This is a genomic window from Pseudomonas sp. G5(2012) (genome assembly GCF_000408945.1).
Taxonomy (GTDB): domain Bacteria; phylum Pseudomonadota; class Gammaproteobacteria; order Pseudomonadales; family Pseudomonadaceae; genus Aquipseudomonas; species Aquipseudomonas umsongensis.
Window position 1 is genome coordinate 274341 of the sequence record NZ_APIO01000001.1, and the last position, 23445, is coordinate 297785.

The following is a 23445-nucleotide window of genomic DNA, read 5'->3' on the forward strand; positions in this document are numbered from 1 at the left end:
TCTACATAAACTCACTAAACTTCATACATATGAGCCTGTTTGAGGACGTTGAAGAAGGACAAAGCACCTCTTTTTCCATGCCAATGAGAGATCCGCCCCAGGTAGCCGGAGTGTGAGTGGTATCTCTCCTTATCGGCTTGACCTCTACCAGTTCCACGGCTTATCAGTTTGACCGATGAACGTAGTGCCGTGCAGGAAGGTGTTGCGTTCTTGCGTTCTTGCGTTGCCGTGAGTGGGAATCTGGCGTAATGCGTGTGTGCCATTTCCTTCAACTGTTCCTGCCTCCGTTCTTTCAGATCGACTTCGTCAATATTGCGCCCGTCCATAAACTCGGCAGGCATGATCTCAGTCAGGTCGATGGGTACCGTCTGCACGGTGCCGATGCGCGAGCGCAGGTTGACCGAGCAGAGCTCCACCACCAGACCTGTAATCCCTCTCTTCAACAATTGCTTCAACACCTTAAGCTTGTCCATAGAGGAAAAATCGGTCGTTTTGATCAGTGTGTTGTAGTAAGGCTTGAAGTAGTTGATCGATAGCGGGAGAGAGGAGAGAAAAGGTGGTGAATCCACACCGAGTTGAGACAAGAGGATTCACCACCAAAAGGTCACAGGTAATAACCTTAAATGTTTCGGATACTTGACTAGCGCCGGCGAGCAGAAGTGTTCTGAACGCGCGGTACGCCCTCGTGGGGGAGGCATGTGGCAGTTGCCACATGAGAAGATTTCAAGCATTGCAGCGAGGCGATTTATGTAGCGTTCCAGCTTTTTTGGAATTGCAATGCGTGAAGGGATAGATCACCAAAAGCGAATCGAAAAAGCGTGTAGCAGCGAACCGCACCACTGACTCAGGTGCAGGCGAATACCTCAATGAAGGTTGTCGAGGTCGGCTGGGCTCCCATCCGCTTCTCCGTATCCTTCATCATCCCAACCAACAAAAAAGGCCCTCTCGGGCCCTTTTGTATTCAAACCAAAATCACTTGGCCAGCCAGGACTCAACGGTCGCGGAACCGTGCTCTGCTTTCCATTCCTTCAGCGTTTTGTGATTGCCGCCTTTGGTTTCGACGAGCTCGCCAGTGTGCGGGTTTTTGTAGACCTTAACCTGGCGTGGCTTGCGGCTGCCGGATTTGGATTCGATTGCTTGAGCGCGGCGACCAGACTGCGGAGCAAGTAGGTTGATCACGTTCGGCAGGCTGTAGCCATACTCGGCAAGCAGTGCGCGCAGCTTGGTTTCAAATTCGATTTCTTTCTTAAGACCAGCGTCCCCTTTCAGGGCTTCGAGAGCTTCGAGTTGTTCGGCGAGGTGTTTTTCGAGTTGGCGGAATTCTGCGAGTTTGGACATGGTAGATCTCTATGTAATTAGTCACTTAACTATACACCAAAAACTACATTTTGAATTGGGGGCGGGGCTGCGTTGGCCTCTAAACCATAAAGTGTCTCTATTGCTCCCCCTAAAGAAACCGGCGATCTTGTCTCCAACAGGATCGCGAAAGCAGGCGACATAAAAGTCGGCCGGGACAAATTTTGGCTACTGTCATAGAGTGTTTTTCCAGCATAGACAATATTATCAGCTATCATTCAGGCTCACCTCAGTGCTGTGGAACGGAATATGGATATCAAAATTTCGAATTGCAACAACATAGATACTGGCACCCTTCATATTACTCTGGGCAAGCTTAATATCAAGTATGCAACCAACGGAACAGGAAAAAGCACCATAGCAAGAGCACTGTCGCTTTCTATACAGGACAGACTAGCTGGCACAAGCAAATTATCTGAACTTACGTCTTTCAAAAACTCAGAAAACGCAGAACTAGCCCCTAAGATAGAAGGAGCTGAAGAAATAATTAAACTTAGAATTTTTGACGAGTCATATATTAATGATTTCGTTTTCCAAGCTGATGAACTAGTGAAGGGCAGCTTCGACATTTTTGTCAGGGACAAGGATTATGATGCTGGAATGGAAGAGATAAAAAATCTAACTGGCGAAATGAAGGATATGCTAATGGCAGATCCAGAAATTGAAACACTAATCACAGATTTACTTGAGCTTTCCAGCGCTTTTGGAAAGCCCGTAAAAAATGGATTTCATGCTTCGAGCAATGTGGCTAAAGCGCTAAAAAACGGTAACAAGGTAGAATCCATTCCGGCTGGCCTGGAGAAGTTTACGACCTTGATTCAACATGAGCAGAATTACAAATGGATAAAGTGGCAACAAGAAGGCAAGCCTTTTCTAGACATATCATCAGATTGCCCATATTGCACACACGATGTAAAAGATACGTTAAAAGTGATAACAAAGGTAACAGAGTCGTACGACTCAAAATCCATTGAAAGTTTAGCAAAAACAATTACCACCTTCTCAAAGCTCAATAAATATTTCTCAACTGAAACTCGCAACAGCATCGACAGCTTCATAAAGAATATTGAAGGATACACGGATGACCAAGCTGCGTTTATTCGTGAAGTATGGGATCAAATTGACCGCCTATCTAACAGTTTAACAAAAGCCAAGAATCTAGGATTTTCATCATTTAAAAATGTTGACGCCATAATTGAAGAACTAAAGAACCATAAAATTCAACTCGAGTTCTACGTCCATCTAAACTCAGAAAGCACAGCAGAAAAAATTGAAATAGTAAACAAAGGGATTGATGCACTGCTTGAGAAAGCAGGAAAACTCCAAGGAAGTGTAGTAAAACAGAAAAAACTGATAGAAAAACTCATAAAAAATAATGGCATTGGTATCAATGATTTTTTGCGAAATGCCGGGTACAACTATTCAGTTATACTCGTCGCGGATGGCGAAAGCTATAAACTAAAATTGATCCACAACTCAGTAGATGGAGAGATTGCTAATGTACGCTCTCACCTAAGCTATGGAGAGCGCAATGCATTTTCACTAGTTTTATTTATGTATGACTGCCTAAAAAGCGAAGCCGATCTAATCATTCTCGATGACCCCATTTCATCTTTCGATAAAAACAAGAAATACGCTATAGTTGACGCTCTATTTCGCAAAGAAAATTCTTTCAGAGGAAAGACAGTTCTTTTCCTCACTCACGATTTTGAACCTGTCGTAGACATGATGCTTCATCACCCAGACCGCTTCATAAAACCAGCTGTTTATTTCCTCATGAACAATCAAGGCCAATTAAGCGAAAATATAATTGAAAGGGCAGACATTCAGACATTCATCGAAATTGCCGTGACCAACTCGCGAACGGACTGCCATGAAATAAATCGACTTGTTTATCTACGCCGTTACTACGAAATCACGGAAAACAAGCAATTCAGCTTTGACATACTTTCCAGCCTTTTCCATAAAAGATCCAAGCCATCTAAAAAAGATTCAGACGGTGGCTTTATTGATCTATCAGAAAGCGAATTAGAAGAAGGAACTCAACACATCTGTAAATTCGTAGAGAGCTTTGAATACAACCGACTTATTCAGCTAGTACAAAATGACAGCGAACTGAAAAAACTGTATTTCGACTCAAAAAACAACTATGAAAAGCTTCACCTTTACAGAATGCTTTTCGATGGCAAAGCCAAGGATATTGAATCCGACGTAATTCGCAAATTTATAAACGAAGCGTTCCATATTGAAAACAACTACATATACCAGCTTAACCCCTCTCAATTTCAGCTTGTACCTCAGTACGTGATAGACGAATGTGATACATTCGTCGAAAGCCTTTAAGGCTTTTTTCAAGCTAAATTCTTATATCGTTGTTTTAGTGAAAAAGGGCCCTCAAATATTTGACAGGCCCTTTCTAGTTAAGCCCCTAACCCAACGGTGAGGTTCTTTTTGAGGAAAGCCACCTAATGGATTTTCTTGAAGTCCACGCAAATGGAAAGCTATTTACAGAAAAACAGTCCATAGCTGATCTACCCGAGCGGTGAAACTCTGACTCATAATCTCCCTTCGAACCCCCCAATCCAGATCGATCGGTACTGACGCAACCCTAAAGCGAGCACACGCGCAACTGGACTCATTCAGAGCAGAGGGCGGAGAAGAGCTTTTCCGAAGTCAGTTTGTGGGTAAAGAACTGGAAAAAACGTGCTCAGGGGAAACTAGGCAATACCAAAAATGCCGATGCATTGAGAGAACTGAATGATTTAGGATTGAGTCAGGTGGGAGTGGCGCAGAGACTTGGATTGGTTCAACGGTGCATCGCTACTGGCAGCAAACTACATAGCACATTTGCAGCAGTAAGGCCTAGGTGGTATCTGATGCCCGCTATAGCAAATTGGGGATCATGCACGCGTCAGTGCACCTGCTATTGTGCTGTTTTGCCGGAAATGGTCGAGACGATTTTGACAAGCACAACTGCCGTCATACCCACTAAAGCGCCAATTACACAGTGAACTCCCAGAGTCACAGCTAACTCCCAATCTCTCGATCTTTCTACGAGACCATCCACAAAATGTGTGAGAGGCTCGATGCCGTCAGTTACAAACGCACCACCAACCAAGAACATCGCAATAGTCCCGATCCAGGATAATGACTTCATCAGTATGGGTGCAGCGGAAAGAAGCACACCACCTAACCTTCTGACAAACATTCCCCATGCTCCTTGCGCTCGTGATTTTTCAAGAACAAGGCCCGCATCATCCATCCGGACAATACCCGCGACCAAGCCATACACCCCAATCGTCATCATGATAGCGACGATGATCAATGTCAGGATCTGCTGCAGCAAAGATGCTTCGGCGACGATATTCAAGGTTATGACAATGATTTCAGCGCTGAGGATAAAATCAGTACGAATCGCGCCACTTACTTTTCGCTTCTCAAACGCAGCCATCTCTTCAGGGGTCTTGAGCTTCGTGAGCTTTTTCGTCCCTTTCCCATCGTCACGATCACGAGTGAGCTTCTCTTTTATGGCCTCGAATCCTTCATAACAAAGGTAGGCGCCACCGGCCATCAGCAACCAATGAACAGCTCCTGACAGCACAGCATTCAGAATCAGAGCGCAAGGGACAAGGATGGCTTTATTCCTCATTGACCCTTTGAAAACAGCCCATACCACCGGCAGCTCTCGATCAGCCTTCATCCCAATGACCTGCTCAGCATTCACCGCTAGGTCGTCGCTAAGGACGCTAGCTGATTTCTTAGCGGCGACTTTACTCATGAGTGCGATGTCATCGAGCAGAGTGGCGATGTCGTCCAATAATGCGAAAAGACTACTACCAGCCATGTACAGCTCCTTAACCCTTCCAAAGGTCACCGATGTATTGACGCATGTTGGCATCAAATTAGGATGTTTGTAGTAACCCGTCACAGAGCATGCCGGCGTCCTTGAACATCTCCCAAATGTTTCTTGGTTTGGTAACTAGACCATCAGTGACCCTAGCTGTTCGATTTAAGATAGCCAGTCGATGCAGTTCGCAGAATGGGCATCTAAACAAAGGTTTCAGGGGTATGCCTTAGATCGGGGTGTGTCAGGAGCATCAAGCCTAGAGCACTCCCAATCAAAAGCTCTTTTTAAGCTTTCAAGGGCATGGGCATGGGCATGGGCATGGGCATGGGCATGGGCATGGGCATGTCAAAGCCTAAGGGCTTTGACACTAAGGCGGTGTCTGTCTAGAAAATCACAAGCTTCTGAGCACGGCCATAGGTGCAACGAAATGCCATCTTCTTTTTGGTTTGGTAGTGCACATAGGTCGCCGGTCGAGATGCACGAACGGCCTCGATTCGCTCATGTATGAACGCGTCAATTCCCTCCTTGCTGGGGAGGTCCTCCGGCGTGTTGATATCGCGCATGCCAGCAGCTTCCAGCATCCGCTGTGCGTACTTGATGGAATACCCCCCCCCGTCGCCGCCGCTACGTGAGTAGGCACGCCCAGCGGCCCACACGGCGAAACGGTGGGCATGGTCTTGAATGGTGTAGTTCGACATTCGTGCTTCCTTCAATGCCCTGGCATGGGCACAGTCTCCGACACACGCTTGGACACTGTGATTAAATACAGTGGCATTGTGCCAAGAAATTTTCGGCTCTGAAACTACGGGCTGAAAGCAACGATCCGGCGAGCTACCGAAAAAACTGTCGGCCATTCGCTGCCTCCCAATAACACCAAGGAAACCAGGATGCACCTCAGCAAGCTCCTCAAAGCCATTGCACTGTGCGTTTGCGCAATCAGCGCCCAAGCACAGGCTGCTAACTATGATTTATGGTTCCAGAGTGAATTCAAAATCATGCCTACCGATACCCACCACACCGTCAAAGCGCTGAAGGAAGAATCAACAGGTACATACGATGGTCGGCCTTTGATCCTCCAGCACCGCTGGAAAAGCCACATTCTCAAGACTATGACTGAAGGGAAGAAATCGACAACGCAGAATCAGCTCGTCGCCTACAGTTATCGGCTTGTTCTGACTCCCGAAAAGCTCGCGCCTGGCCAGTTCGAGGAGTCGCACGACGTACAGACGCAGATCAAGCTCGAGCAATTCGTTGAAGGCCAGGACGGCCAGTCCTCCCCCCAAACCATCGTGAAGGACGTGGCCATGGCTGTTGGTGAGCAAACAAACCTCGACTGGTCCATCAATGGTGAGAAGTACCAGCTGACGTTGCGCTTGATCTCTGCCAAAGCCCTCAAGCGGTAGAGCCAGTTCTGACCGTTAAGGGGCGCAGACTGCACAACTTTGCCGGTACCCTGCTCGCTACCATTGAACCACACACGACTAGAAGACGTGCTCTGCGCCGCCCACCGATAATTCGATTTACCTAACCGCAAGGACGCCCCATTGATCGCTCTATCCATCGCTCCAATGGCTCACGTTGACGCCACACCTACACTGTCCTGCCGGCGTGTGCGTGACTCCCGTAAAGCGGACAAATTTGTCCTACGCACTCACGCCACCATCATTGACGCCCTAGATAAAGTTGCGAGCAGCCATAGCCGGAGCGTTAACTCTGAAATCATCATGGCGGTCACTGAGGCCCTGGACGGGAATCAAAGGGCGAGGTTTGCTCGTCAGCTCTACGTGAACCACCTTGGTGAAGCCAGGGCCAGCTTGATCCTTATTGAGGTCCCTCACATCGACCTCTCCGCAATGCTTGGGGGCCACACCACAACAGTCCGTTTTCCAGACGGCATTCGGGACGCCATAGCGTTGGAGGCAGGGAAAACGCGTCACTCCATGATGAATTGGATGCTGAAGGCGCTTCAGTGCTGGCTCAATGATCAACGCGATATCCACGCACTGCAAAACGCCTGTTTTGCAAATCAGCGACACGACAGCACGGACGCTGACTGACTAGAAAGAGCGTCCGGAAAAATCCCACCCCTGTAGCTGGTGAGCCCGCGACAGGGGCTTCACGCAGCGCAGTACTGCCATAGGCCGAGCAGCGGACAGTGGCATCAACTCGATATCGGGCGAGCCCGAGGCTCCGCGCCCTGCTCGAAGCTAAAGTGATCGGCGAGTTGCTAAATCAGGACGACTGCATCTGAGCCGAACTCGCTGAAGTGGGGGATGAAGCCGGTGGCCCAATTAGACGGTTTGGAGAGGGGGGCTGATACAAGCCCTCTGTGCCGCCAAGAATCACCTTCGCCCGCTCCTCAACTTCATCCTGTGCGCTTTTTGTCAGTATCCGAAGGGATGCCTCATAGTGCGCGCCAAATAGCTCATATGAACTACGTGGATACGCAACGGGGCGCCAGTAATTTCCCACTCTGCGTAGCACCTTCGATGACAGGAGATAGCCTGCCCCGAAGAAAGCCGCGATACCAAACACTGGGCTGTGCATGACATCGAGGTATTGTTGGTATTGGACAAACAGCGCAGCAATTTCCTGGGTCTGTTCCAAGTCATTCAACATCCAGAGAACCATCGGGCGCACCACGGAGGCAATGGCAACCCCTCCCAAAGCCGCGAGCGTAAGCAAGCCAACCTCTTTCATCGTCTCTTGATGACGATCGTTTTTGACGTTGAAGAAGACTCGCAAGGCATGGGTGAAAAGCAGGCTGTAAAGCATCAGGTTAGGGCGATCTAGCCCTGAGGTGTAACGTTCAAGAGAGAAGTACAAGCACCCAGTCGCGACGACACTGATAGCCCCCCAAATGCATTGAAGTCGTAAAACGTCGTTTGTAGGTTTGATCGTCTGCAAGGCTGTTTTCCCTGTCTGATGCGGACGCGAGCACCGCGGCTCGCTCTAGCTGTGTTTCGTTATGGGGTGAATTCATTCCAGCCGTCGCAGCATCTCATATAGGCAGGCGAGCTTAAATTCGCTCCCGGTTTGTGGGCCGGCCTGAACGCACATGAGCGTTCGAAAGAATCTTCTTTGGGAAGGGAGGCTTGCCAAAAAAGACTCTCGGCAGGTTCCCCCGCCGATGTCTTAGGTGTTGGTGCTGGTGCGAATAGCATCGAGCTCGTCGATGCAGCTCAGTCGAAAAGCGGCGCCTGCAAGCAGGACCTGGCGCAGTTCGCTAAGCATGTTCTCCAGCAATGCGTGCTCATAGCCAAGCCGGCAGTGAGCGAACGTAAACTGCAGCAGCTGCTTTGACTTATCCGGCGAGAACAGCGCTGCGTTTTTCTTAGTAAAGGATCCGTTGAAGTCGCTGCACGGTCCACCCTGTAGCGCGCGTTCATCCTCCTTGTCGAGAGGATGAAGTTTGTAGCGGATAGAGATCGCTCCCCGCTTCTTGCCCACCATTACGAACAGGTGGGCACCGTCTGTATCGATTACCTTCTCCTGGTCGATCCAGTGGCGGATAACCGGCTGTTTGGTAGCGATGTCGTAACCCAGGGCAACGGTGACCCGGTTGATTGCAGTGATTGTCATGGTCCTCTCCAATGGAGCGAGCCATGCCCCCTGCGGGACATAGGCCCGCAAGGGTTTCGTTGGTTGTGGCCTCAGCTCGGTTGAGCAATCAAGCCGTAGATTTGATCCGGGTTTACACCCAGCCCCAGCAAGAATTTCACCTTCATCTCGATCGTTCCCATTTTCATGGCGCAGCCGATCAGCACCGCCCTTTCCTCGACCAGGGAGTCGAGCTCGGCTGTTAAGGTATTCCCCTCGAGGAGCCCTGGATTGCTTATCCGCAGAAATCCAAGCGTATTGGAAACCACATCAGGCGATCCCGACATTTCATCGACAACCAGGCACAGACGAATCTGCTGAATCTGCTTCAGCAGCTCCGCCTTCAATTGCATCAAGCCCGCAGCCTCCAGACCAGGGACGAGATGAACATCAGCGATACCTTTGTCATGCAGCGGGCAAATGGCATTTGCTAGGCCGCCAGTCCCTTTGTCACGGGCAATAAAGCCAATGAAAGCGCAAGCATTGATTGCGCCGCTGAGATCACGGCACAACTCTGCAACGGCGTGTTCCTTTTGAACTGCGAGCAACTTCAACTCGCACATCGCCAAGAAGTCCCCAAGCTCGAACATCATCTGCGTAAGGTTCATCACCTACTCCAACAGGGCAGACGACCTGATCGCCGGCGCCATCGATTTCTCAAAAAATGCTGAGGTACGGATCGCCGATACGATGCCAATGCGTTTGATGCGCCAGAGTCCCTCTGAATAGATCCCAAGACCCGATCGGGTCCTGCGTCATAAACCAAAAAACTATTTGAGCGGCAACCCGTCCGGGCTGTCGCTCTTGTCACTTCGCTCCGAGGATTGAAGCTGTACCAGACAAAGAACCCTGTTGTACTGAGGACGTTATTGTCCTCACTGGTGTATTCCCCACTGAGCTTGCAGCATTCGTCGGGAGAGTCCGAAAGTAGGCCAAAGCAGTTCGCTCGCCCACTGCGGTTTGAAACGACTTCTTCGCCACCGCAGAGGTGTGATTCATGGAGATTTCATCCACGGCTTTCCAGCCGGAATGCAGCAGCCCCTGCAGGATTGCCTGTTTCATTTCGTGGTAGGTCATATTGGAATTTGACATTGCGAAGCTCCATTTGGACGGAGCTTGCCCCGGCAGGGACATAGCCCCGCGTGGGTTGATGTGCGCAGAGTTGCGCGTTGAGTGCTGGTGACCAGCTGACTACATACCCAGACATGTAGGTACGTGAGAGGCTCAGATGTTGCCTTAACGACCTAACCGCGGCAAGTGCCTCTATCGGGCGCTACTACTGGCGACACCAATGACCGCCGGCGGGCCGATGGCCAATCAATTGCCATCAGTGCCGAGCGGAGGGTCAATCTCAACGTAATTCCGACGCAAGTATCCTTCCATGGCAACGTCCTCAATTGCCCACTCACCATGCCCAAGGTTCCCAACCAAGTCGCGGCGTTGCAGCCGCTTCAATGCAGTCTGAACGGTCGCGGCGCTGGGTACGTTACCACCGGGCATCTCGCTGCCGATCCACTCTCGGCCCTCGGCAGAGAAGACCGAGATGCCCCTCACAAGACCGACAAGAACAGTGAAATCCAGGGGAGCCATCTCCAAAATCAGATTCTCGAAGTTGCCTTCGTCCGTCATTGTGCCCCAAGCACGATGGTCTGCATCTCGCACACTAAGTCCCTCTGTGAGGCACAGCAGGAACACGTCGCGAATGTACTTTGGCATGTACCCCCGGGCAGCGAAACGCTCGAAAGCCGCATTGACCTCCCACTCCCTTCCGGTGATTTCCAAGAACCGTTGGCCCAGATGCTGCACGAACTCCAAGCCAAGGTTAGGAAACTGGATCTCGTGACTGAACTGGTAGAACGGTGCTTTGGTGCGGCGAAACATGCGATGTAAACCGTCCTGAGAGGACCCGGTGAACACCGCAAAAACTTCACCGTGCGCCTGCTGAAGTAACGAACGGAGCGTAGCGGTCAGATCCTCGAATTCCTTCTTGCTCGCCAGGTGCTGCACCTCGTCGATGATCAGCAGCGCCTTGCCGTTACCGAGTATCCGGAACCGCTCAAAGAGCTCAATCAGATTTAGACCGCCCTCCTTCGCCAGTTCGGCCTTCACTGTCACGCCGTCGGCACCGGCACCAGCCTCCACCGACTGGACGAGAGACCCCGGTCGCATAAGCTTCAGCCAGTTGCGTCGCAAGAACCCGGCACCGTGAATGGCTTCATACAACGCACCAGCAATCACCCGCTCAGGGTGCGCCTTGTCAAACCACAGGTCTGCCGTGGCAACGATAAAGCCGTGTGCCTTGGCAATCGGGATCAGGTCGTTGATGAGGAAAGTGGTTTTGCCCTTGCGCCGAGGTGCGAATATAGTCGCAGCATTCTGCAGACGTGATTCGAACGTGGCCAGGATTCCTTCGGCAAGGTGGGTGCGAGGGAAGAGCAGCGAGTCCTTAGTTTCTGGAGTCATTATGGACCTTTATGCCGAAATTCATAAATTAGGAATTTACGCATAATTGCGCATAATTGCTAAAAATGGAAGCGATGATGACGTTCACTTCGCCCATTCATCCGTTCGCCAGGGCGCTTTGGCGCACATAAATAAGCCATATCACCTAGCTTTAGAAAGGAGCTCTTCGTATCGCAGCTTTATCGAACGGCCTAAGTCCACGCCCCAAGCTATCCTTACTGCGACGAAATCCGTTAGCAACTGAATGCCCCCGCCATGACCGACACTGACGAAAAAAGCCGCCGTTTAGCCGATTGGCATGAACTACTAAGCCGCCCCAAAATGGGCGCCAGCCTAGACGCGTGGAACCGCGAGTTGCGCAATGAGGTTGATCTGATAAAAGCCGCTGGACTGCTCGATACCGAGGAAGCACATGAATTGCGGGAACTGGCCGACGCCGCTTACAGTCATTACCTGGAAGAAGCGATCACTCAGGAGCTGAACGAATAACCCCCGCCCCGCCGAAGGAAAACCAATCATGTCCATCTTGAACTCCACGACGCGACGCGCTTGGATTGCCAACTACCTTCACGAACAGCCTGGCTCCGTCGCGCACGTCGACGCGCTGGATAAAGGCGATGTGGCGGCATGAACACTGTGCACGACAAGTTGGTCTCGCTGAACCTGCCGCAAGCGGTACACGCCCAGGCGATCAAACTGCTCGTTGCCATCGGCCAGGCGAACACGGTAACCGACTGCCACCGCGCGGCGGACCGAGCGGAAGGCTTTGGCCTCGGTCTGGAGACGATCAAGGCGCTGAACGCGGCGAGCATCGAGGGGCTGTATCTGGCGTTCGATGACGCAGCACAAACCCGATTGGCCGAATTCACTAGCTGATTTAAATGAGCGAGCTCATAGCTCATCCTCAGCCTTGGCTATTAGAGCGTCGTCTGCCAGAGGATCAAGCAGGGTCTCGGCAATCTCGCCAAGCTTACCCAGCGGGTGGTCACTATTACCCAACAGTTCGGCTATCGCGGTCTTGTCGGCGTGTCCTCGCTCGGCGGTGATGATCAGCCAGCCCAGAGCCGAGGTATTCACCTCACTATCGGCAAGACGGTTGTTCACGTACTCATCCACTGCCAGGGCGAAATCCTCAGCAGTCACGCCTTGCTGTGGACGCATGCGACGCTGGAACGACACATTGTTGCCGCGCAACAGTTCTTCAGCAGCGTCGTAGAGCCAATCCGCCCGAGCGGCATCTTGCGGACTATCGCTGATAAGAGGGGGATGACGGCGCCCGTGTCTCCACGGAATAAAATGTGTTGTATTCATGATCGCCTCCAGAGCGGCGATGGGTAGGCGCTCGGTTACCGGTTCGAAATACATCCTTTTTAAACATATTGACCACGGGTCAGGTACGGCGATCCATTGGGTTTTCCATGGGCCGTCATATGCGCCAGCGTGCAGAATACAGATGCGCCGCGTCACGCCGGATGGAAGCCGTGCGCGACGAAGTTGCAGTTTGACTCCCTCATCGTAACTTCAAGGTACTTACGAAATGAGGTACTGACCAATGACCACTCGAGTTCCGAAAGCCCAAGCAACACGTGCAGCAAAGCCTGCGACCAAGATGAACACCGCCCAGCGCAATCGACTGATCACCAACGCGATCTTGGAAGCAATCACCACTGGCAAAGGCCATTGGATCACCGGCATCGTCCCAGCCGTGACGGCTCTAAACGTCACCAAATCGAATGACGGACTGAAAGTTCGTAGCTGCCTCAATACCCTGATCGACAAAGGACTGGTCTATCGCGTTTCGTTCACCTCTGAAGAGCTCTATGACTTGACCAAAAACAAGGTCAGCCCCGTTGAACCAGAGGGCGGTTTCACTATCCATCACGCGCTCGCGAACGGTGATTTCATCAAAGCCATTTCCACCGCACAGTGCGCTGCCTACGACGAGAAAATGCCTGAGTCTGTAACCTGCAGTGTGACCGGCATTACGGTGTACTTGAAGGTCGAAAAAGGCCAGTTCGTCGAGTCTCTCGCAGACGGAACTGACGTTTCCGAACTGTTTAAAGCGGCGCTTGATAAAGCAGTTGGAATGGCGTGACGAAGTGAAAACTGTTGAAATCCACAACCAGCATTGAAAAGGTCATTCACTTGAGCACCAAAGCCCAGTTCGACGAAGCAGCTCAGCGACTGCTAGGGGAAGAGAAGTACTCCAACCTGCTCAAGTCCGGCTATTCGCGCCCGGACTTCTGCCGGGAAATTGCCCAAGACGCGTTCGTGGACAACTTGTGCTGCTCGCCGACCAAGCGAGACGACTTGGACCGCGTTCGCCGTGTCGCTGAACGCCTCTGGAAAGGAGATGGCGTCACTGGATTGGTCGATTAGCATTAGACCACCACCCACCGCCCGCGCCCGCGGGCTTTGGCAGTAGAGGTGGCGGAGCTTCCTGCCAGCATAAGGACATACCATGAAAATCAAAGTAGAGGTCTCAGACGCGGATCTAGCGGCCATGCTGTGCGAATCGTTGGAAGAGTTCGAGCAAGAGTTTCGTAACCAGCTCGATAATGGCGTCGTTACCGACGATGGCGGTGCAGGTTCTGACTGGATGTGCGAGTACAATCTGGAGATCGTCAAGGTTTAGGAAAAGGCGCGGTACCGCCCAAGCCCAAGCAAGTGTTTGGCCGAGGCATTAAATGGGCACTTTCGCGTCCACGAACGATTCTGGAATTTTCTCAGCAACCCTCGGAGAACCGTATGCAGCCGGGGGATATGACCAGCACAATTCGTGGACATGACCGGCAGAGAACGACCCAAAGCGGACGGTCATCTTAGTCTGAGTTCAGCTTGAACAGGCCGGCCGTTCACCCAAACCCTCTGCCAATCTAAGTGGCTTATCAACGCCCAGAAGAACAGCGGGTGAAGTGTGGGGTCATGTGACTCTGGTCATGGAACCCTGCCGCCAGAGCGGCATCCACCAGCGTGAATCGGTCAAGCAGCAGTGCGCGGAACAGATCCAGGCGGCGCAAGGTCACGAATCGATAGGGACTGGTGCCATACAGAACCCTGAAAGTCTCGGGAAAGACTCCACCTTTCGCGGCCGTTCGCATGCTCAAGCATCTCCAGCGTAATGCCCAGGTGAAGATGAGCCAGGATGAATTCCCTTGCGCGCTCGGCCGCTTGGTAATCCAGACGCTTGCGCCCGTGAGGCTTCCCAGCAACCGCACGCAGTGCCGTTGCCAGATCAAACAATGCGTCCTGTTCTTCCAGAGCGTCGAGCGGATGATCCATTGCCTGTACAAAAGGTTCGCTGGCTTGATACAAACGTGGGTCGTTCGAGAGTCCGCCGACAATAAAGGGCAATGGTTCTCCACCTAATACCTGTTGGATCAGGTGTGTAATTGCATCGACGTGACCACCCATTTGCATTCCATCTGACCAGGCGTTTGCATCCGACCTGACCACGAGTAGGCATTCACGATGGGGCTGGTCCGGCAGGATCTAACAATTTGCAACCGATCGCGTGCCCCAGACGAAACGCTTCCTCAACACTAACAGCAATCGCCGTCTCGCCGTGTTGCGACATCCACTTGTCGGCCACAGCGGCAGAGGCGAAAAAATGCACATGGCAGCAAAAGGAGCGGCGGATGTCGGACGATTCATCCGGCAGCAGCAGCGATACCACTGCTTCCGCAGGCTCAATATGACTGACTTGATCCGGTGTCACGATGAGCGACACTGACGCTCCTGTCGCGGGGCAGCGCGAAAGTACGTGCGCCTCCTTGCCAATTATCATGGGGAACATCAAGGAGTCCAGTGCACACCAGGTGTAGAGGCGTCGGCCATCGATTTCAAAGGCATGAGGTGTCTTGCGCAGCGTCAAGCCATAGCCGACGATGTTCCCCTCCTCGTCGTTCTCGGTGCCGGGTATCTGGTCAAGTGCCGCCGCGATTCTTTCGGTAGACCAACCGAGCGCGGCTCCAAGCGTCTCTCGTGAAACTGGACTTCCCAAGGCAATCTGGCGAAGAAGAGCAACGAAGAGGTCCGCGAAATCATTTGTGCTATTGGCAGAAGAGAGGCTTTCAACAATTTTGGTGATGTACAGCGTGGTTTCCATGGTTCCTGTCCTATTTCATTGCTGTTTATCCGGCGCAGCAGGATCGCTGTGTCACATCCTTGGTGAAGGTTTGCGCGGCGAGCTTCAGGCCCTCGACCATCGTCAGATTGGTGTAACGGCTCGCGTTTGAAATCGGCCGGGCTCGCAATCGATACCATTTCTAGCTCAAATTAACTGCGACTGACGAAGCCCTCGGGCTCACATTAGCTACGAGCGAACTTGCATTTAATTTCAATGGGCTCACGCTTTCTGCAATTAACCAGAGCCACTTTCCAGAGGCAAAAATTAGTCGTCGTGACGGGTACTGACCTTTGGTGTACAGGGGTGATCAGGCTCGGATGCCACCCTATCATCCGCGCGAGACATGAAACGCTGATAGCACTCCAGGCCACAGAAGTGCACGACGTACTCGGTACCTTCCGGCGTAAGCGCGGCGTCAAGGGAAATTTCCTTGCAACATTCGCAGCAACTGATGGTGGGGGTGTCGTTTGCGTTCATCATGGGGCTCCTCCATCGTCCAAGAAAACCTAGTAACCCTTCCGCACCGGTGCACAGACCGACCTGCGGCTGGTAGTGCAGCAGAAACTCCCAACGCTCCCAAGCCTGCCGCAACTTGGCAGCGGAGACTGCGCAGTGTTTGAGATGGTCACTGCCGCACTCGAAAGGCCCGCAGTGCCGCTCTCAGGAAAAGGATGAAGACAACCGCCAGTGCGAGCGCAGCGAGGCTCCAATGTTCGCTGACGAAGGCCCCGGCCGCAGTCCCCGAAAGCAGCAATGCCAGCACCGGCAAATGGCAGGGGCAAGTAAGCGCGGCGAGCACACCCCACGTGTAGGCGCGCCAGCGGGGCATCTTGATTGATTCGGATTGGTTGGTATTACGCATGGGCGTGACCTTCGACGGCGCTTTGGGTCAGCCCGGCCAACTCCGTTTTCACTGCGGCTAAAGCTGCCAGCCGTGTCGCGATTTGCCCAAGCAAGCGGTCGATACATCCGATCACATCGGTACTATCGTCTGCATCGAGCGCTCGACAGAGCCGCGCCAATTCGTCGAGCCCGATACCGGACTCGAAGGCGGCACGCACGAAGCACAGTCGCGCCAGGGACCGCTCATCGAAAATGCCGTAACCGCTTTCCGTGCGCCGCGCGGGATGCAGCAAGCCGCGCAGCACATAATCGCGGACTATATGGACACTGACGCCCGCGTCCTCGGCCAATCTGGATATGGAGTAGGCATTCATCACCGACACTCCCGATCTTCACCGTAAACTGGGGCGCTCAGATATTTCCTTCCAGCCAGGCGCTCAGGTAGCCGGAGGAGCAACGGTGTAGCCCCCAGAGCCAGTAGCAGTCTGGACACGACGGCAGGCAGCCCCCAGATGCTGATCACCTGCCATGTCTTGCGTAGGCTGTCGCACCTACCGAGATCGTCTGCCATGTTGCTCATGTTTCAACCTCGCTCTCTCATTACCCAGCGCAGCAGGACAACTGTTTGACGTCCTTGTTAAAGGTCTGTGCGGCGAGCTTCAGCCCCTCGACCATCGTCAGGTAGGGGAACAACTGGTCAGCCAGTTCCTGCACGGTCATACGGTTGCGGATGGCGAGCACCGCCGTTTGGATCAGTTCACCCGCTTCGGCAGTCACCGCCTGCACGCCGAGCAATCGGCCGGAACCCGCTTCGGCGACCAATTTGATGAAACCCCGCGTGTCGAAGTTGGCCAACGCGCGCGGCACGTTGTCCAGGGTCAAGGTGCGGCTGTCGGTTTCGAGGCCGGCGTGCTGCGCCTCGGCTTCGCTGTAGCCGACGGTGGCGACTTGCGGATCGGTGAACACCACGGCCGGCATGACGTCGAGATTGAGCGTTGCCTCGCCGCCGGTCATGTTGATTGCCGCGCGGGTGCCAGCCGCCGCCGCCACATAGACGAACTGCGGCTGGTCGGTGCAGTCGCCGGCCGCATAGATATCCGGGGCGCTGGTGCGCATGCCCTGGTCGATCTGGATGCCACCGCGCTCATCCAGCTTCACGCCGGCGCCGTCCAGATTCAGGCCCTGGGTGTTCGGCAAGCGCCCGGTGGCAATGAGCAGTCGGTCGGCACGTAACTCACCATGGTTGGTGGTCAGTACGAACTCCCCGTTGGCGTGGAACACTTGGCTGGCTTGCGTTTGCTCCAGCACTTCGATGCCCTCCATGCGGAAGGCCTCCGTCACCGCCGCGCCGATGGCCGGGTCTTCGCGGAAGAACATCGCACTGCGTGCCAGGATCGTGACCTCGCTACCCAGCCGGGCGAAGGCCTGCGCCAGTTCCACCGCCACCACGGAGGCGCCGATCACGGCGAGCCGCTTAGGGATTGTGTCGCTTGCCAGCGCCTCGTCCGAGGTCCAGTACGGCGTGTCTTTCAGCCCTGGAATCGGCGGAATGGCCGCGCTTGCGCCGGTGGCAACCAGGCAGCGGTCGAAGGCTACGATGCGCTCGCCACCCTCGACCAGTTCCACGCTGAGCGTGTGGCCGTCCTGGAAACGGGCGGTGCCGCGCAGCACGCTGATGGCCGGCGTGCTCTCCAGGATGCTTTCGTACTTGGCGTGGCGCAGTTCGTCGACACGACCCTGTTGCTGGGCGAGCAACCGCTCGCGCAGGACCGTCGGCGTTGTGGCGGACAATCCAGTATCGAACGGACTTTCGCGGCGCAGATGAGCCACATGCGCGGCGCGAATCATGATCTTGGAGGGCACGCAGCCAACGTTAACGCAGGTGCCGCCGATGATGCCGCGCTCGATCAGGGTGACGCGCGCACCGCCTTCCACCGCCTTGAGCGCGGCCGCCATGGCGGCGCCACCGCTACCGATGACCGCGACGTGGAGCCTGTCACCCTCTTTCCCGGCGTCAGTGCTACCGCTCAGCCAGCCCCGTGCCTTGTCGAGCAGACCGTGACGGACTGGTGCCGTGGCGTCTTCGAACGCCGCTCGATACCCCAGAGCCTCGACGGCGGCCTGCATTTGCTCTCGGCTGACGCCCTCGTCGGCCTTCAATTCGGCCTGCCCGCTGGCGTAGGAAACATCCGCCTGATGCACGCCCGGAATCTTCTCCAAGGCATCTTTGACATGCTCGACACAGGAGGCACAGGTCATGCCGACGATTTGCAGTTTGGTCATAGCGTTATTCCTCAGATGGATCTCTTGTCGGTATTACTATTTCTGCGGAGTCGGACAGGAATCCGGCCCGCAACGGCGGTTGGCGGGCGACACCACATCCCATATCGACACCCCAAACATGAGGGCCAGGCCAATGTAGAGCAGCCAACCGCTCCGCCAGCCGTAAGCCCGCATAAAAAATACCGCTGCCAGCACCAGGGTAGGACCGATCAGGCCGAGCGCAGTCCGTCGCCACTGCCGATGATTGAGCCAGCCAAGGGCATTAACGAGCAGAGCGAGTCCAGCAAACAGGGGCAGCAGCGTGGTGATGAACAGGCCTTCCCACTGGCTCAAAAAACCCAGACCGATCGCGGCCCCCAGACTAGCAAGGGCGGGAAAGCACATAGCGCAGCCTATTGCAGAAATCAGCACGCCAACGGACCCGGCTTTGTCACCGATCCGAGTGAACAGATTGAGAGGATTTGCCATCAGAACTGCCTCCTATTGATTGATGTTGGACGGATAGCCAGCGTCCTCGGTCGCCTTAGTCAGCGCCGGGGCATTGGTCTTGGTATCGTCGAAGGTGACGATGGCCTCGCGGTTCTCGAAACTCACCTCAGCCTTGGTCACGCCATCGACCTTGGTCAACGCCTTCTTCACCGTAATAGGGCAGGCAGCACAGGTCATGCCGGGCACCGACAGGGTAACGGTCTGGATGGCCGCCCAGACAGGTGTGGCGACGAGAGTGGCGAGTGCTAAGGATGCAAGCAGTTTTCTCATGGTGAACTCCTGATCAGTAGAACAAGGGAAGGATGTAAGGGAAGCCGAGCGCGATCAGCGTCAATGCCACAACCACCCAAAAGAGCAGCTTGTAGGTGATGCGTACCTGAGGGATCGCGCAGGCTTCGCCCGGCTTACAAGCTTGTTGCGGTCGAAAAATTCGCCGGTAGGCAAAAAACAGTGCGATCAAAGCCCCGCCGATAAAGATCGGGCGGTAAGGTTCCAGCACGGTCAGGTTGCCGATCCAGGCCCCGCTGAATCCCAGTGCGATCAGTACCAACGGCCCAAGACAGCAAGTCGAGGCGAGAATCGCTGCAAGCACCCCGGCGACAAGAGGGGCGCGCCCGTTTGATGGTTCAGACATGCATTTCTCCTTTCGAGCATTCGATCGATGGTTTAAGGTTACCTCCGTAGCTATGTACGGAATCAAGCGGTATGAAAAACAATTTTGAAAGACTGACCATCGGCGCTTTCGCCAAGGCGGCCGGGGTCAACGTGGAAACCATCCGGTTCTATCAACGCAAGGAGCTGTTGCCCGAACCGGACAAGCCCTACGGCAGCATTCGCCGTTACGGCGAGGCAGATGTCTCACGGGTGAAATTCGTAAAATCCGCGCAACGGCTAGGCTTTAGCCTCGAAGAAGTGGCCGGGTTATTGAGGCTGGATGACGGCGCTCACTGCGATGAAGCGCGTGTGCTCGCCGAGCAGAAGCTCGGGGATGTGCGTGGGAAACTTGCGGATTTGAAGCGGATCGAGTCAGTTTTGGAGCAACTGGTTCACGACTGTTGTGCGAGCCACGGGACTGTTTCCTGTCCGCTGATCGTTTCACTGCAAAGGAACAAAGAGCCGCGCTGACCTACGATCAGCCGTTTCGTAAGGCGCCCCTGTTGGCCGGCTGGGGCTAAAAAAAAAAAGCGGCACTCAATGAGCGCCGCTGAATGGCCGAAGGAGCACTTGCAGAGGCCACAGATGGGTAACTGACATCTACGCTCGCGCCTTATCAGGACAGACTCACACTGAGTCTGGTCGAGCGGAGCGTGCAGCGGTCGCTCATGTCCTACCTTGTAGGTGAACAAGCGGACTGCTCTTCGACACGGCTAGCCGCCGTGCCCCCTCGTTGCTCAATCTTCACCACCAAGGCCGCCTCAGCCTTGTCGTGCATAGAGGCGGCCCGCTCAATCGAACGATCGCTCCCGCCCTCGGCCCATATCGTGGATGACAGCAGAGTCGAACCAACTATCAGCAGTAGTCTTAGGTATTTCATAACAGCCTCCTCTCGGGTTTTATACCCACGAGTCGACTCTATCTCCGTAGTTAAGTACGGAATCAAGGAGGAAATGGAGTTGAAGAGAACCTAGATTATGGCGCTGAGAGAAGATGGTAGGGCTTAAGTGCACTTTCTGTTCCGTTGCTCCACAAACCCCAGCGAGCAAAGGAGCAAGTCAGGTGACTCTTATACGCAAGTGGCTATCGTAACTCGCCCTGGTGACGACCTCGGTCATGGTGATCTCGGCAATTGTCGGGGCAGCCGAAAATCCAACATTCTCGTGATCTTCGGTGACAGACCAACATCAACGCCTAAGTGTCTGATCCGAAGCAGGATCGGAACCGAGCGCTTCTGGCGGGAAGCAGACCTGCGTTGACAGTCCGCTTCTGGCCGTTCTCTGCCGCTCATGGTGACAAAGCCTGCTGGTCAAATCCGATGCAAATCGTTGGTCAGTACGAATGCAAATGACTGGTCAGGTCGAATGCAAATGGGTGGGCAAGTCCGTGCAATTACCCAACGGCGAAGTCTACGGGTGGAAAAACTGCTTGCGAGATGCGGTTCACGAACGCCCTGGGCCTATGCCGTTGATGATGCCGGCCACGTCTTCATTGCCGAGGGGGCGATGATCAAAACGGCGCGAAATGCTGGGTTGTTGTCGACCCAGCCAGTTAGGGGAAAAGCTGCACCAGGTACACCCAAGCCCTGCAGGGAGACGTAGGGCCGAGTCCGTAAAAGGGTGCGCCTTCGCGTCCTCCACTTGCAGCCATAAACTCACGACCAAAGCCCACGGACAAGCCTGACAGAGGACGCAGATCATCGATCACCCACACGGTGCTACATCGGAAAGCGTTCATTGCCCAATAAAGCTGGTAGGGGACAGTCCAATGAACGCTTTACCCATGTAGCAATGGGACCTACTTGCCAGCCCTGCACGACATCGTGAGTCCTAGTACACGGACTCAGGTTCGAGCGATCGGGTACCTCGGCACGAGGGAAAGTTAAGACAGCCAAGAAACACACTGCTCGCTATTCCACCATTGGTGGAGCGAGGGTACCGGGCCGTCATTCCACCACCGCACCGCGGGCAAAGGGGTGAATTGTTGGAATGCGAAGAAGGTGGGCACTCCTTCGGTACATCACCAGCTGCAGGTGCAGGTGCAGGTGCGACTTGACTGACGATTGTACGATCGGTCACCCCCAAAGAATCTTCAGCAGGCAAAGTTACCCTGCCCAGGTCAGGCTGCTGGAACCACTGAATGAGCCGTTTCCCGTCGATCAGCTGCAGATTGGTTTCCTTCGCAAACTTCCAGGCATCACTGGTGAAGGCTCCAGAGGTAACCACGAACCCACCCGTCGCTCCACGCGCTGACATCACACCATAGAGTTCGCGCACGACCTGTACTCCTACCTTCGAAGCCCGCCACTGTTTGCATTGGACAAGGAACACTTCCCTGCTCTTTCGCAGCACCAGGTCGACACCACCATCGGGCCCCTTATCCGTCTCCTGAACCGTGAAGCCTTGTTTGCGAAAAGCTTCGCCGACCATGTTCTCGAATTGCTCCCAGGTGAGGTTTCGGATAGCAATGCCTGGCTCCTTCGCCGACCCAATGCGGCTGAATTTTCGAGCCCTTACTATTCGCTGAGTCCACCCAAGGATTCCCCCCAACAGAAACACAGGTGGGATGACGTATTGCCCGATAAAGGCGAACAGCCGTAGGATTTGTTGCGCGATCGCTGGGCCAAGCTCACTCCCGGGTGTCATTGACATCGTCGGTAATTCCGAACCACCGTAATACCGTAGAAAGGCAAACGAGCCACTGGCAATCACCAGATTCGCCCAGAACGGCATCTTCATCGCAATATTGAGCAGATCATCAAGGGTTAAGGTTTTGCGCCGACTGGCCATACGTTGCTCCATTGAGGGATGAAGCAATCATGGTCACTTGCAACAGAACATGGCCGGCAATCCGTTCCCTGGTGGGGGTTGCGACGAGAGACGTCCGCTACCGATTCAGGAGGCCACATTGAAGTCAGGAATCGAAGGTCAACGACCAGGTTCAAGGCCGCCGTGGGACATGCAGCTGACAAAACTTGCTATTTCGAGAGGGGGGTAGAATCGTTTGATACATTGGAAATAAAGCGCAAATAGCAACGAGTCACTCTGCAGCTTCCATGGACGCCTGAACCTCCCTGCTAAAAACATCGCTTTCCTCACTGGAAAACACCCCAGAGGCCTCCAACTCCAGCAGCCGTCCGTGGATCAGGCCCTGCCTCCAAATACGAAGGCCCGGCTGTTTCTCCGCTAATGCTCGGGCAAGATCGTTGCGCAGTTCGGCGAGCTTGCGCGCCTTTAGAGCGTCTGGCGTTTCGATTCGACTCATGAAGATTCTCCTTCGATCTGGTGTCGGATCCGTGGTTCCGAGCTGGCTCTAATAATAGGCCCGGTGCCCGGCCGGTTGGCACCAATTATCAGTCATCAAACCGGTCGTCGTCCCTCGAATGCCTGAAGTGGTCGTCCCAGTCATCATTTGGGTCGTCCTTAATCACATAGGATTTGCTTGGAGGCGAATCAGAACTCGGAAACAGGTTAAAGAAAAGCACCATAGGAATTGAAGCGCACACCCCCAGTAGGAAAGAAAGGGCGATGGCCCACCCCGGAAAATGATTCATGGCATACGCTGCAAAGGATGCGGCGGAAATAGCCAAGATTATTGACCCAAGTCCCTTACCAATCAGTTTTACGGCTAAATTCATTGTCTCGCGTCCATTCCCAGGCTCACCAATTCAACGCTTAAACAGCGAGCGCCACAAGGTCGATTTCTATCGGCGGATGCCGAGTTTATCGATGAAGCAATCTTCCATTGATTCGCCCACATGCAAGCAGACCATCCGTCCCGG

32 protein-coding genes and 3 pseudogenes are annotated in these 23445 nt (G+C 53.9%); 10 read left to right on the top strand and 25 right to left on the bottom strand.

Translation table 11 applies throughout. The features are described 5' to 3' along the window. Positions 1 to 14: 14 nt before the first annotated feature. Positions 15 to 584 carry a hypothetical protein gene (locus PG5_RS01200; RefSeq protein WP_256227786.1) on the bottom strand — a complete coding sequence of 190 codons (570 nt, stop codon included), beginning with the start codon at positions 582 to 584 and terminating at the stop codon, positions 15 to 17. Between the two features lie 388 nt (positions 585 to 972). Further along, the gene (locus PG5_RS01205; RefSeq protein WP_020795268.1) at positions 973 to 1338 is read right to left on the bottom strand and encodes a histone-like nucleoid-structuring protein, MvaT/MvaU family; all 366 of its coding nucleotides are present in this window, start codon (positions 1336 to 1338) and stop codon (positions 973 to 975) included. A gap of 267 nt (positions 1339 to 1605) precedes the next feature. Between PG5_RS01205 and PG5_RS34710 the strand changes: the two genes are divergently transcribed. Beyond that, positions 1606 to 3699: a hypothetical protein gene (locus PG5_RS34710; RefSeq protein WP_020795269.1), complete on the top strand. Its 2094-nt coding sequence runs from the start codon at positions 1606 to 1608 to the stop codon at positions 3697 to 3699. Between the two features lie 162 nt (positions 3700 to 3861). Here the strand turns inward: PG5_RS34710 and PG5_RS34715 are convergent. The 3 genes and pseudogenes from PG5_RS34715 to PG5_RS01220 form a co-directional block, all read right to left on the bottom strand. Further along, positions 3862 to 3966, bottom strand: a pseudogene (locus tag PG5_RS34715) (DUF4113 domain-containing protein); the annotation flags it as partial. Between the two features lie 313 nt (positions 3967 to 4279). After that, positions 4280 to 5200 (bottom strand): DUF808 domain-containing protein, encoded by a 921-nt coding sequence (locus PG5_RS01215; RefSeq protein ID WP_020795270.1) that lies wholly within the window; start codon positions 5198 to 5200, stop codon positions 4280 to 4282. Positions 5201 to 5586: 386 nt separating this feature from the next. Beyond that, positions 5587 to 5901: a hypothetical protein gene (locus PG5_RS01220; protein WP_052024659.1), complete on the bottom strand. Its 315-nt coding sequence runs from the start codon at positions 5899 to 5901 to the stop codon at positions 5587 to 5589. 189 nt (positions 5902 to 6090) lie between these two features. On the opposite strand from PG5_RS01220, the gene PG5_RS01225 reads away from it, so the two are divergent. Together PG5_RS01225 and PG5_RS01230 are read left to right on the top strand one after the other, a co-directional pair. Next, positions 6091 to 6606, top strand: a complete 516-nt coding sequence (locus tag PG5_RS01225) for a hypothetical protein (protein ID WP_020795272.1) — start codon at positions 6091 to 6093, stop codon at positions 6604 to 6606. A 141-nt stretch (positions 6607 to 6747) separates the two neighbouring features. Continuing rightward, positions 6748 to 7260 (top strand): Arc family DNA-binding protein, encoded by a 513-nt coding sequence (locus PG5_RS01230; RefSeq protein WP_155943692.1) that lies wholly within the window; start codon positions 6748 to 6750, stop codon positions 7258 to 7260. 175 nt (positions 7261 to 7435) lie between these two features. Here the strand turns inward: PG5_RS01230 and PG5_RS01235 are convergent, their stop codons facing one another. From PG5_RS01235 to PG5_RS01255, 5 genes are all read right to left on the bottom strand, one after another. Then, a complete protein-coding gene (locus PG5_RS01235) occupies positions 7436 to 8110 on the bottom strand; it encodes a hypothetical protein (protein WP_155943693.1) in 675 nt (224 codons plus the stop codon). Between the two features lie 228 nt (positions 8111 to 8338). Next, positions 8339 to 8785, bottom strand: coding sequence for a hypothetical protein (locus PG5_RS01240; RefSeq protein ID WP_020795274.1), 447 nt, complete (start codon positions 8783 to 8785; stop codon positions 8339 to 8341). Between the two features lie 71 nt (positions 8786 to 8856). Next, entirely contained in the window at positions 8857 to 9411 is a 555-nt protein-coding gene (locus PG5_RS01245; RefSeq protein WP_020795275.1) for a hypothetical protein, read from the bottom strand. Between the two features lie 199 nt (positions 9412 to 9610). Then, the gene (locus PG5_RS01250) at positions 9611 to 9895 is read right to left on the bottom strand and encodes a hypothetical protein (RefSeq protein WP_042955135.1); all 285 of its coding nucleotides are present in this window, start codon (positions 9893 to 9895) and stop codon (positions 9611 to 9613) included. Between the two features lie 225 nt (positions 9896 to 10120). Beyond that, the gene (locus tag PG5_RS01255; RefSeq protein WP_020795276.1) at positions 10121 to 11266 is read right to left on the bottom strand and encodes a hypothetical protein; all 1146 of its coding nucleotides are present in this window, start codon (positions 11264 to 11266) and stop codon (positions 10121 to 10123) included. 255 nt (positions 11267 to 11521) lie between these two features. Between PG5_RS01255 and PG5_RS01260 the strand changes: the two genes are divergently transcribed. Beyond that, positions 11522 to 11755: a hypothetical protein gene (locus PG5_RS01260; RefSeq protein ID WP_042955136.1), complete on the top strand. Its 234-nt coding sequence runs from the start codon at positions 11522 to 11524 to the stop codon at positions 11753 to 11755. A 138-nt stretch (positions 11756 to 11893) separates the two neighbouring features. Beyond that, positions 11894 to 12142, top strand: coding sequence for a hypothetical protein (locus PG5_RS01265; RefSeq protein ID WP_020795278.1), 249 nt, complete (start codon positions 11894 to 11896; stop codon positions 12140 to 12142). 15 nt (positions 12143 to 12157) lie between these two features. Here PG5_RS01265 and PG5_RS01270 read toward each other — a convergent pair whose 3' ends face one another. Next, entirely contained in the window at positions 12158 to 12577 is a 420-nt protein-coding gene (locus tag PG5_RS01270) for a hypothetical protein (protein WP_042955137.1), read from the bottom strand. Between the two features lie 241 nt (positions 12578 to 12818). Between PG5_RS01270 and PG5_RS01275 the strand changes: the two genes are divergently transcribed. The 3 genes from PG5_RS01275 (at position 12819) to PG5_RS34080 (ending at position 13901) form a co-directional block, all read left to right on the top strand. Beyond that, positions 12819 to 13361, top strand: coding sequence for a hypothetical protein (locus PG5_RS01275; RefSeq protein WP_020795280.1), 543 nt, complete (start codon positions 12819 to 12821; stop codon positions 13359 to 13361). A gap of 50 nt (positions 13362 to 13411) precedes the next feature. Next, positions 13412 to 13645: a hypothetical protein gene (locus PG5_RS01280; RefSeq protein ID WP_042955197.1), complete on the top strand. Its 234-nt coding sequence runs from the start codon at positions 13412 to 13414 to the stop codon at positions 13643 to 13645. A gap of 82 nt (positions 13646 to 13727) precedes the next feature. Continuing rightward, complete coding sequence (locus PG5_RS34080) at positions 13728 to 13901, top strand: hypothetical protein (protein ID WP_155943694.1); 174 nt, start codon at positions 13728 to 13730, stop codon at positions 13899 to 13901. Between the two features lie 253 nt (positions 13902 to 14154). Here PG5_RS34080 and PG5_RS01285 read toward each other — a convergent pair. From PG5_RS01285 to merT, 10 genes and pseudogenes are all read right to left on the bottom strand, one after another. Next, positions 14155 to 14650: pseudogene (locus PG5_RS01285) on the bottom strand (helix-turn-helix domain-containing protein); the annotation flags it as partial. Positions 14651 to 14732: 82 nt separating this feature from the next. Next, positions 14733 to 15374, bottom strand: coding sequence for an organomercurial lyase MerB (gene merB / locus PG5_RS01290; protein ID WP_020795284.1), 642 nt, complete (start codon positions 15372 to 15374; stop codon positions 14733 to 14735). Positions 15375 to 15659: 285 nt separating this feature from the next. Beyond that, positions 15660 to 15872: a DUF3330 domain-containing protein gene (locus PG5_RS01295; RefSeq protein WP_042955198.1), complete on the bottom strand. Its 213-nt coding sequence runs from the start codon at positions 15870 to 15872 to the stop codon at positions 15660 to 15662. A gap of 148 nt (positions 15873 to 16020) precedes the next feature. Then, positions 16021 to 16257, bottom strand: coding sequence for a broad-spectrum mercury transporter MerE (gene merE / locus PG5_RS01300; RefSeq protein WP_052024660.1), 237 nt, complete (start codon positions 16255 to 16257; stop codon positions 16021 to 16023). After that, positions 16250 to 16612 carry a mercuric resistance transcriptional repressor MerD gene (merD, locus tag PG5_RS01305; RefSeq protein WP_020795286.1) on the bottom strand — a complete coding sequence of 121 codons (363 nt, stop codon included), beginning with the start codon at positions 16610 to 16612 and terminating at the stop codon, positions 16250 to 16252. The genes merE and merD overlap by 8 nt, the downstream gene beginning before the upstream one ends. Beyond that, positions 16612 to 16818, bottom strand: a complete 207-nt coding sequence (locus PG5_RS35195) for a hypothetical protein (protein WP_042955138.1) — start codon at positions 16816 to 16818, stop codon at positions 16612 to 16614. The genes merD and PG5_RS35195 overlap by 1 nt, the downstream gene beginning before the upstream one ends. 20 nt (positions 16819 to 16838) lie before the next feature. Beyond that, complete coding sequence (gene merA, locus PG5_RS01315; protein WP_020795287.1) at positions 16839 to 18521, bottom strand: mercury(II) reductase; 1683 nt, start codon at positions 18519 to 18521, stop codon at positions 16839 to 16841. Positions 18522 to 18557: 36 nt separating this feature from the next. After that, entirely contained in the window at positions 18558 to 18989 is a 432-nt protein-coding gene (merC, locus tag PG5_RS01320; protein WP_020795288.1) for an organomercurial transporter MerC, read from the bottom strand. A 12-nt stretch (positions 18990 to 19001) separates the two neighbouring features. Beyond that, positions 19002 to 19280, bottom strand: a complete 279-nt coding sequence (gene merP / locus PG5_RS01325; protein WP_020795289.1) for a mercury resistance system periplasmic binding protein MerP — start codon at positions 19278 to 19280, stop codon at positions 19002 to 19004. 13 nt (positions 19281 to 19293) lie between these two features. After that, positions 19294 to 19644, bottom strand: coding sequence for a mercuric ion transporter MerT (merT, locus tag PG5_RS01330; protein WP_020795290.1), 351 nt, complete (start codon positions 19642 to 19644; stop codon positions 19294 to 19296). Positions 19645 to 19715: 71 nt separating this feature from the next. On the opposite strand from merT, the gene merR reads away from it, so the two are divergent. Next, positions 19716 to 20135, top strand: coding sequence for an Hg(II)-responsive transcriptional regulator (gene merR, locus PG5_RS01335; RefSeq protein ID WP_020795291.1), 420 nt, complete (start codon positions 19716 to 19718; stop codon positions 20133 to 20135). Positions 20136 to 20337: 202 nt separating this feature from the next. Here merR and PG5_RS35135 read toward each other — a convergent pair whose 3' ends face one another. Beyond that, positions 20338 to 20544 carry a co-regulatory protein PtrA N-terminal domain-containing protein gene (locus PG5_RS35135; RefSeq protein WP_042955139.1) on the bottom strand — a complete coding sequence of 69 codons (207 nt, stop codon included), beginning with the start codon at positions 20542 to 20544 and terminating at the stop codon, positions 20338 to 20340. Between the two features lie 467 nt (positions 20545 to 21011). On the opposite strand from PG5_RS35135, the pseudogene PG5_RS34720 reads away from it, so the two are divergent. After that, positions 21012 to 21219: pseudogene (locus PG5_RS34720) on the top strand (hypothetical protein). Between the two features lie 274 nt (positions 21220 to 21493). Here the strand turns inward: PG5_RS34720 and PG5_RS01345 are convergent. The 3 genes from PG5_RS01345 to PG5_RS01355 all read right to left on the bottom strand — a co-directional run bounded on the left by PG5_RS01345 (position 21494) and on the right by PG5_RS01355 (position 23301). Next, positions 21494 to 22453: a restriction endonuclease gene (locus PG5_RS01345; RefSeq protein ID WP_020795293.1), complete on the bottom strand. Its 960-nt coding sequence runs from the start codon at positions 22451 to 22453 to the stop codon at positions 21494 to 21496. 250 nt (positions 22454 to 22703) lie between these two features. After that, positions 22704 to 22928: a hypothetical protein gene (locus PG5_RS01350; RefSeq protein ID WP_020795294.1), complete on the bottom strand. Its 225-nt coding sequence runs from the start codon at positions 22926 to 22928 to the stop codon at positions 22704 to 22706. An 88-nt stretch (positions 22929 to 23016) separates the two neighbouring features. Continuing rightward, on the bottom strand, positions 23017 to 23301 hold the full coding sequence (locus PG5_RS01355) for a hypothetical protein (protein WP_042955140.1): 285 nt from the start codon (positions 23299 to 23301) through the stop codon (positions 23017 to 23019). Positions 23302 to 23445: the final 144 nt, after the last annotated feature.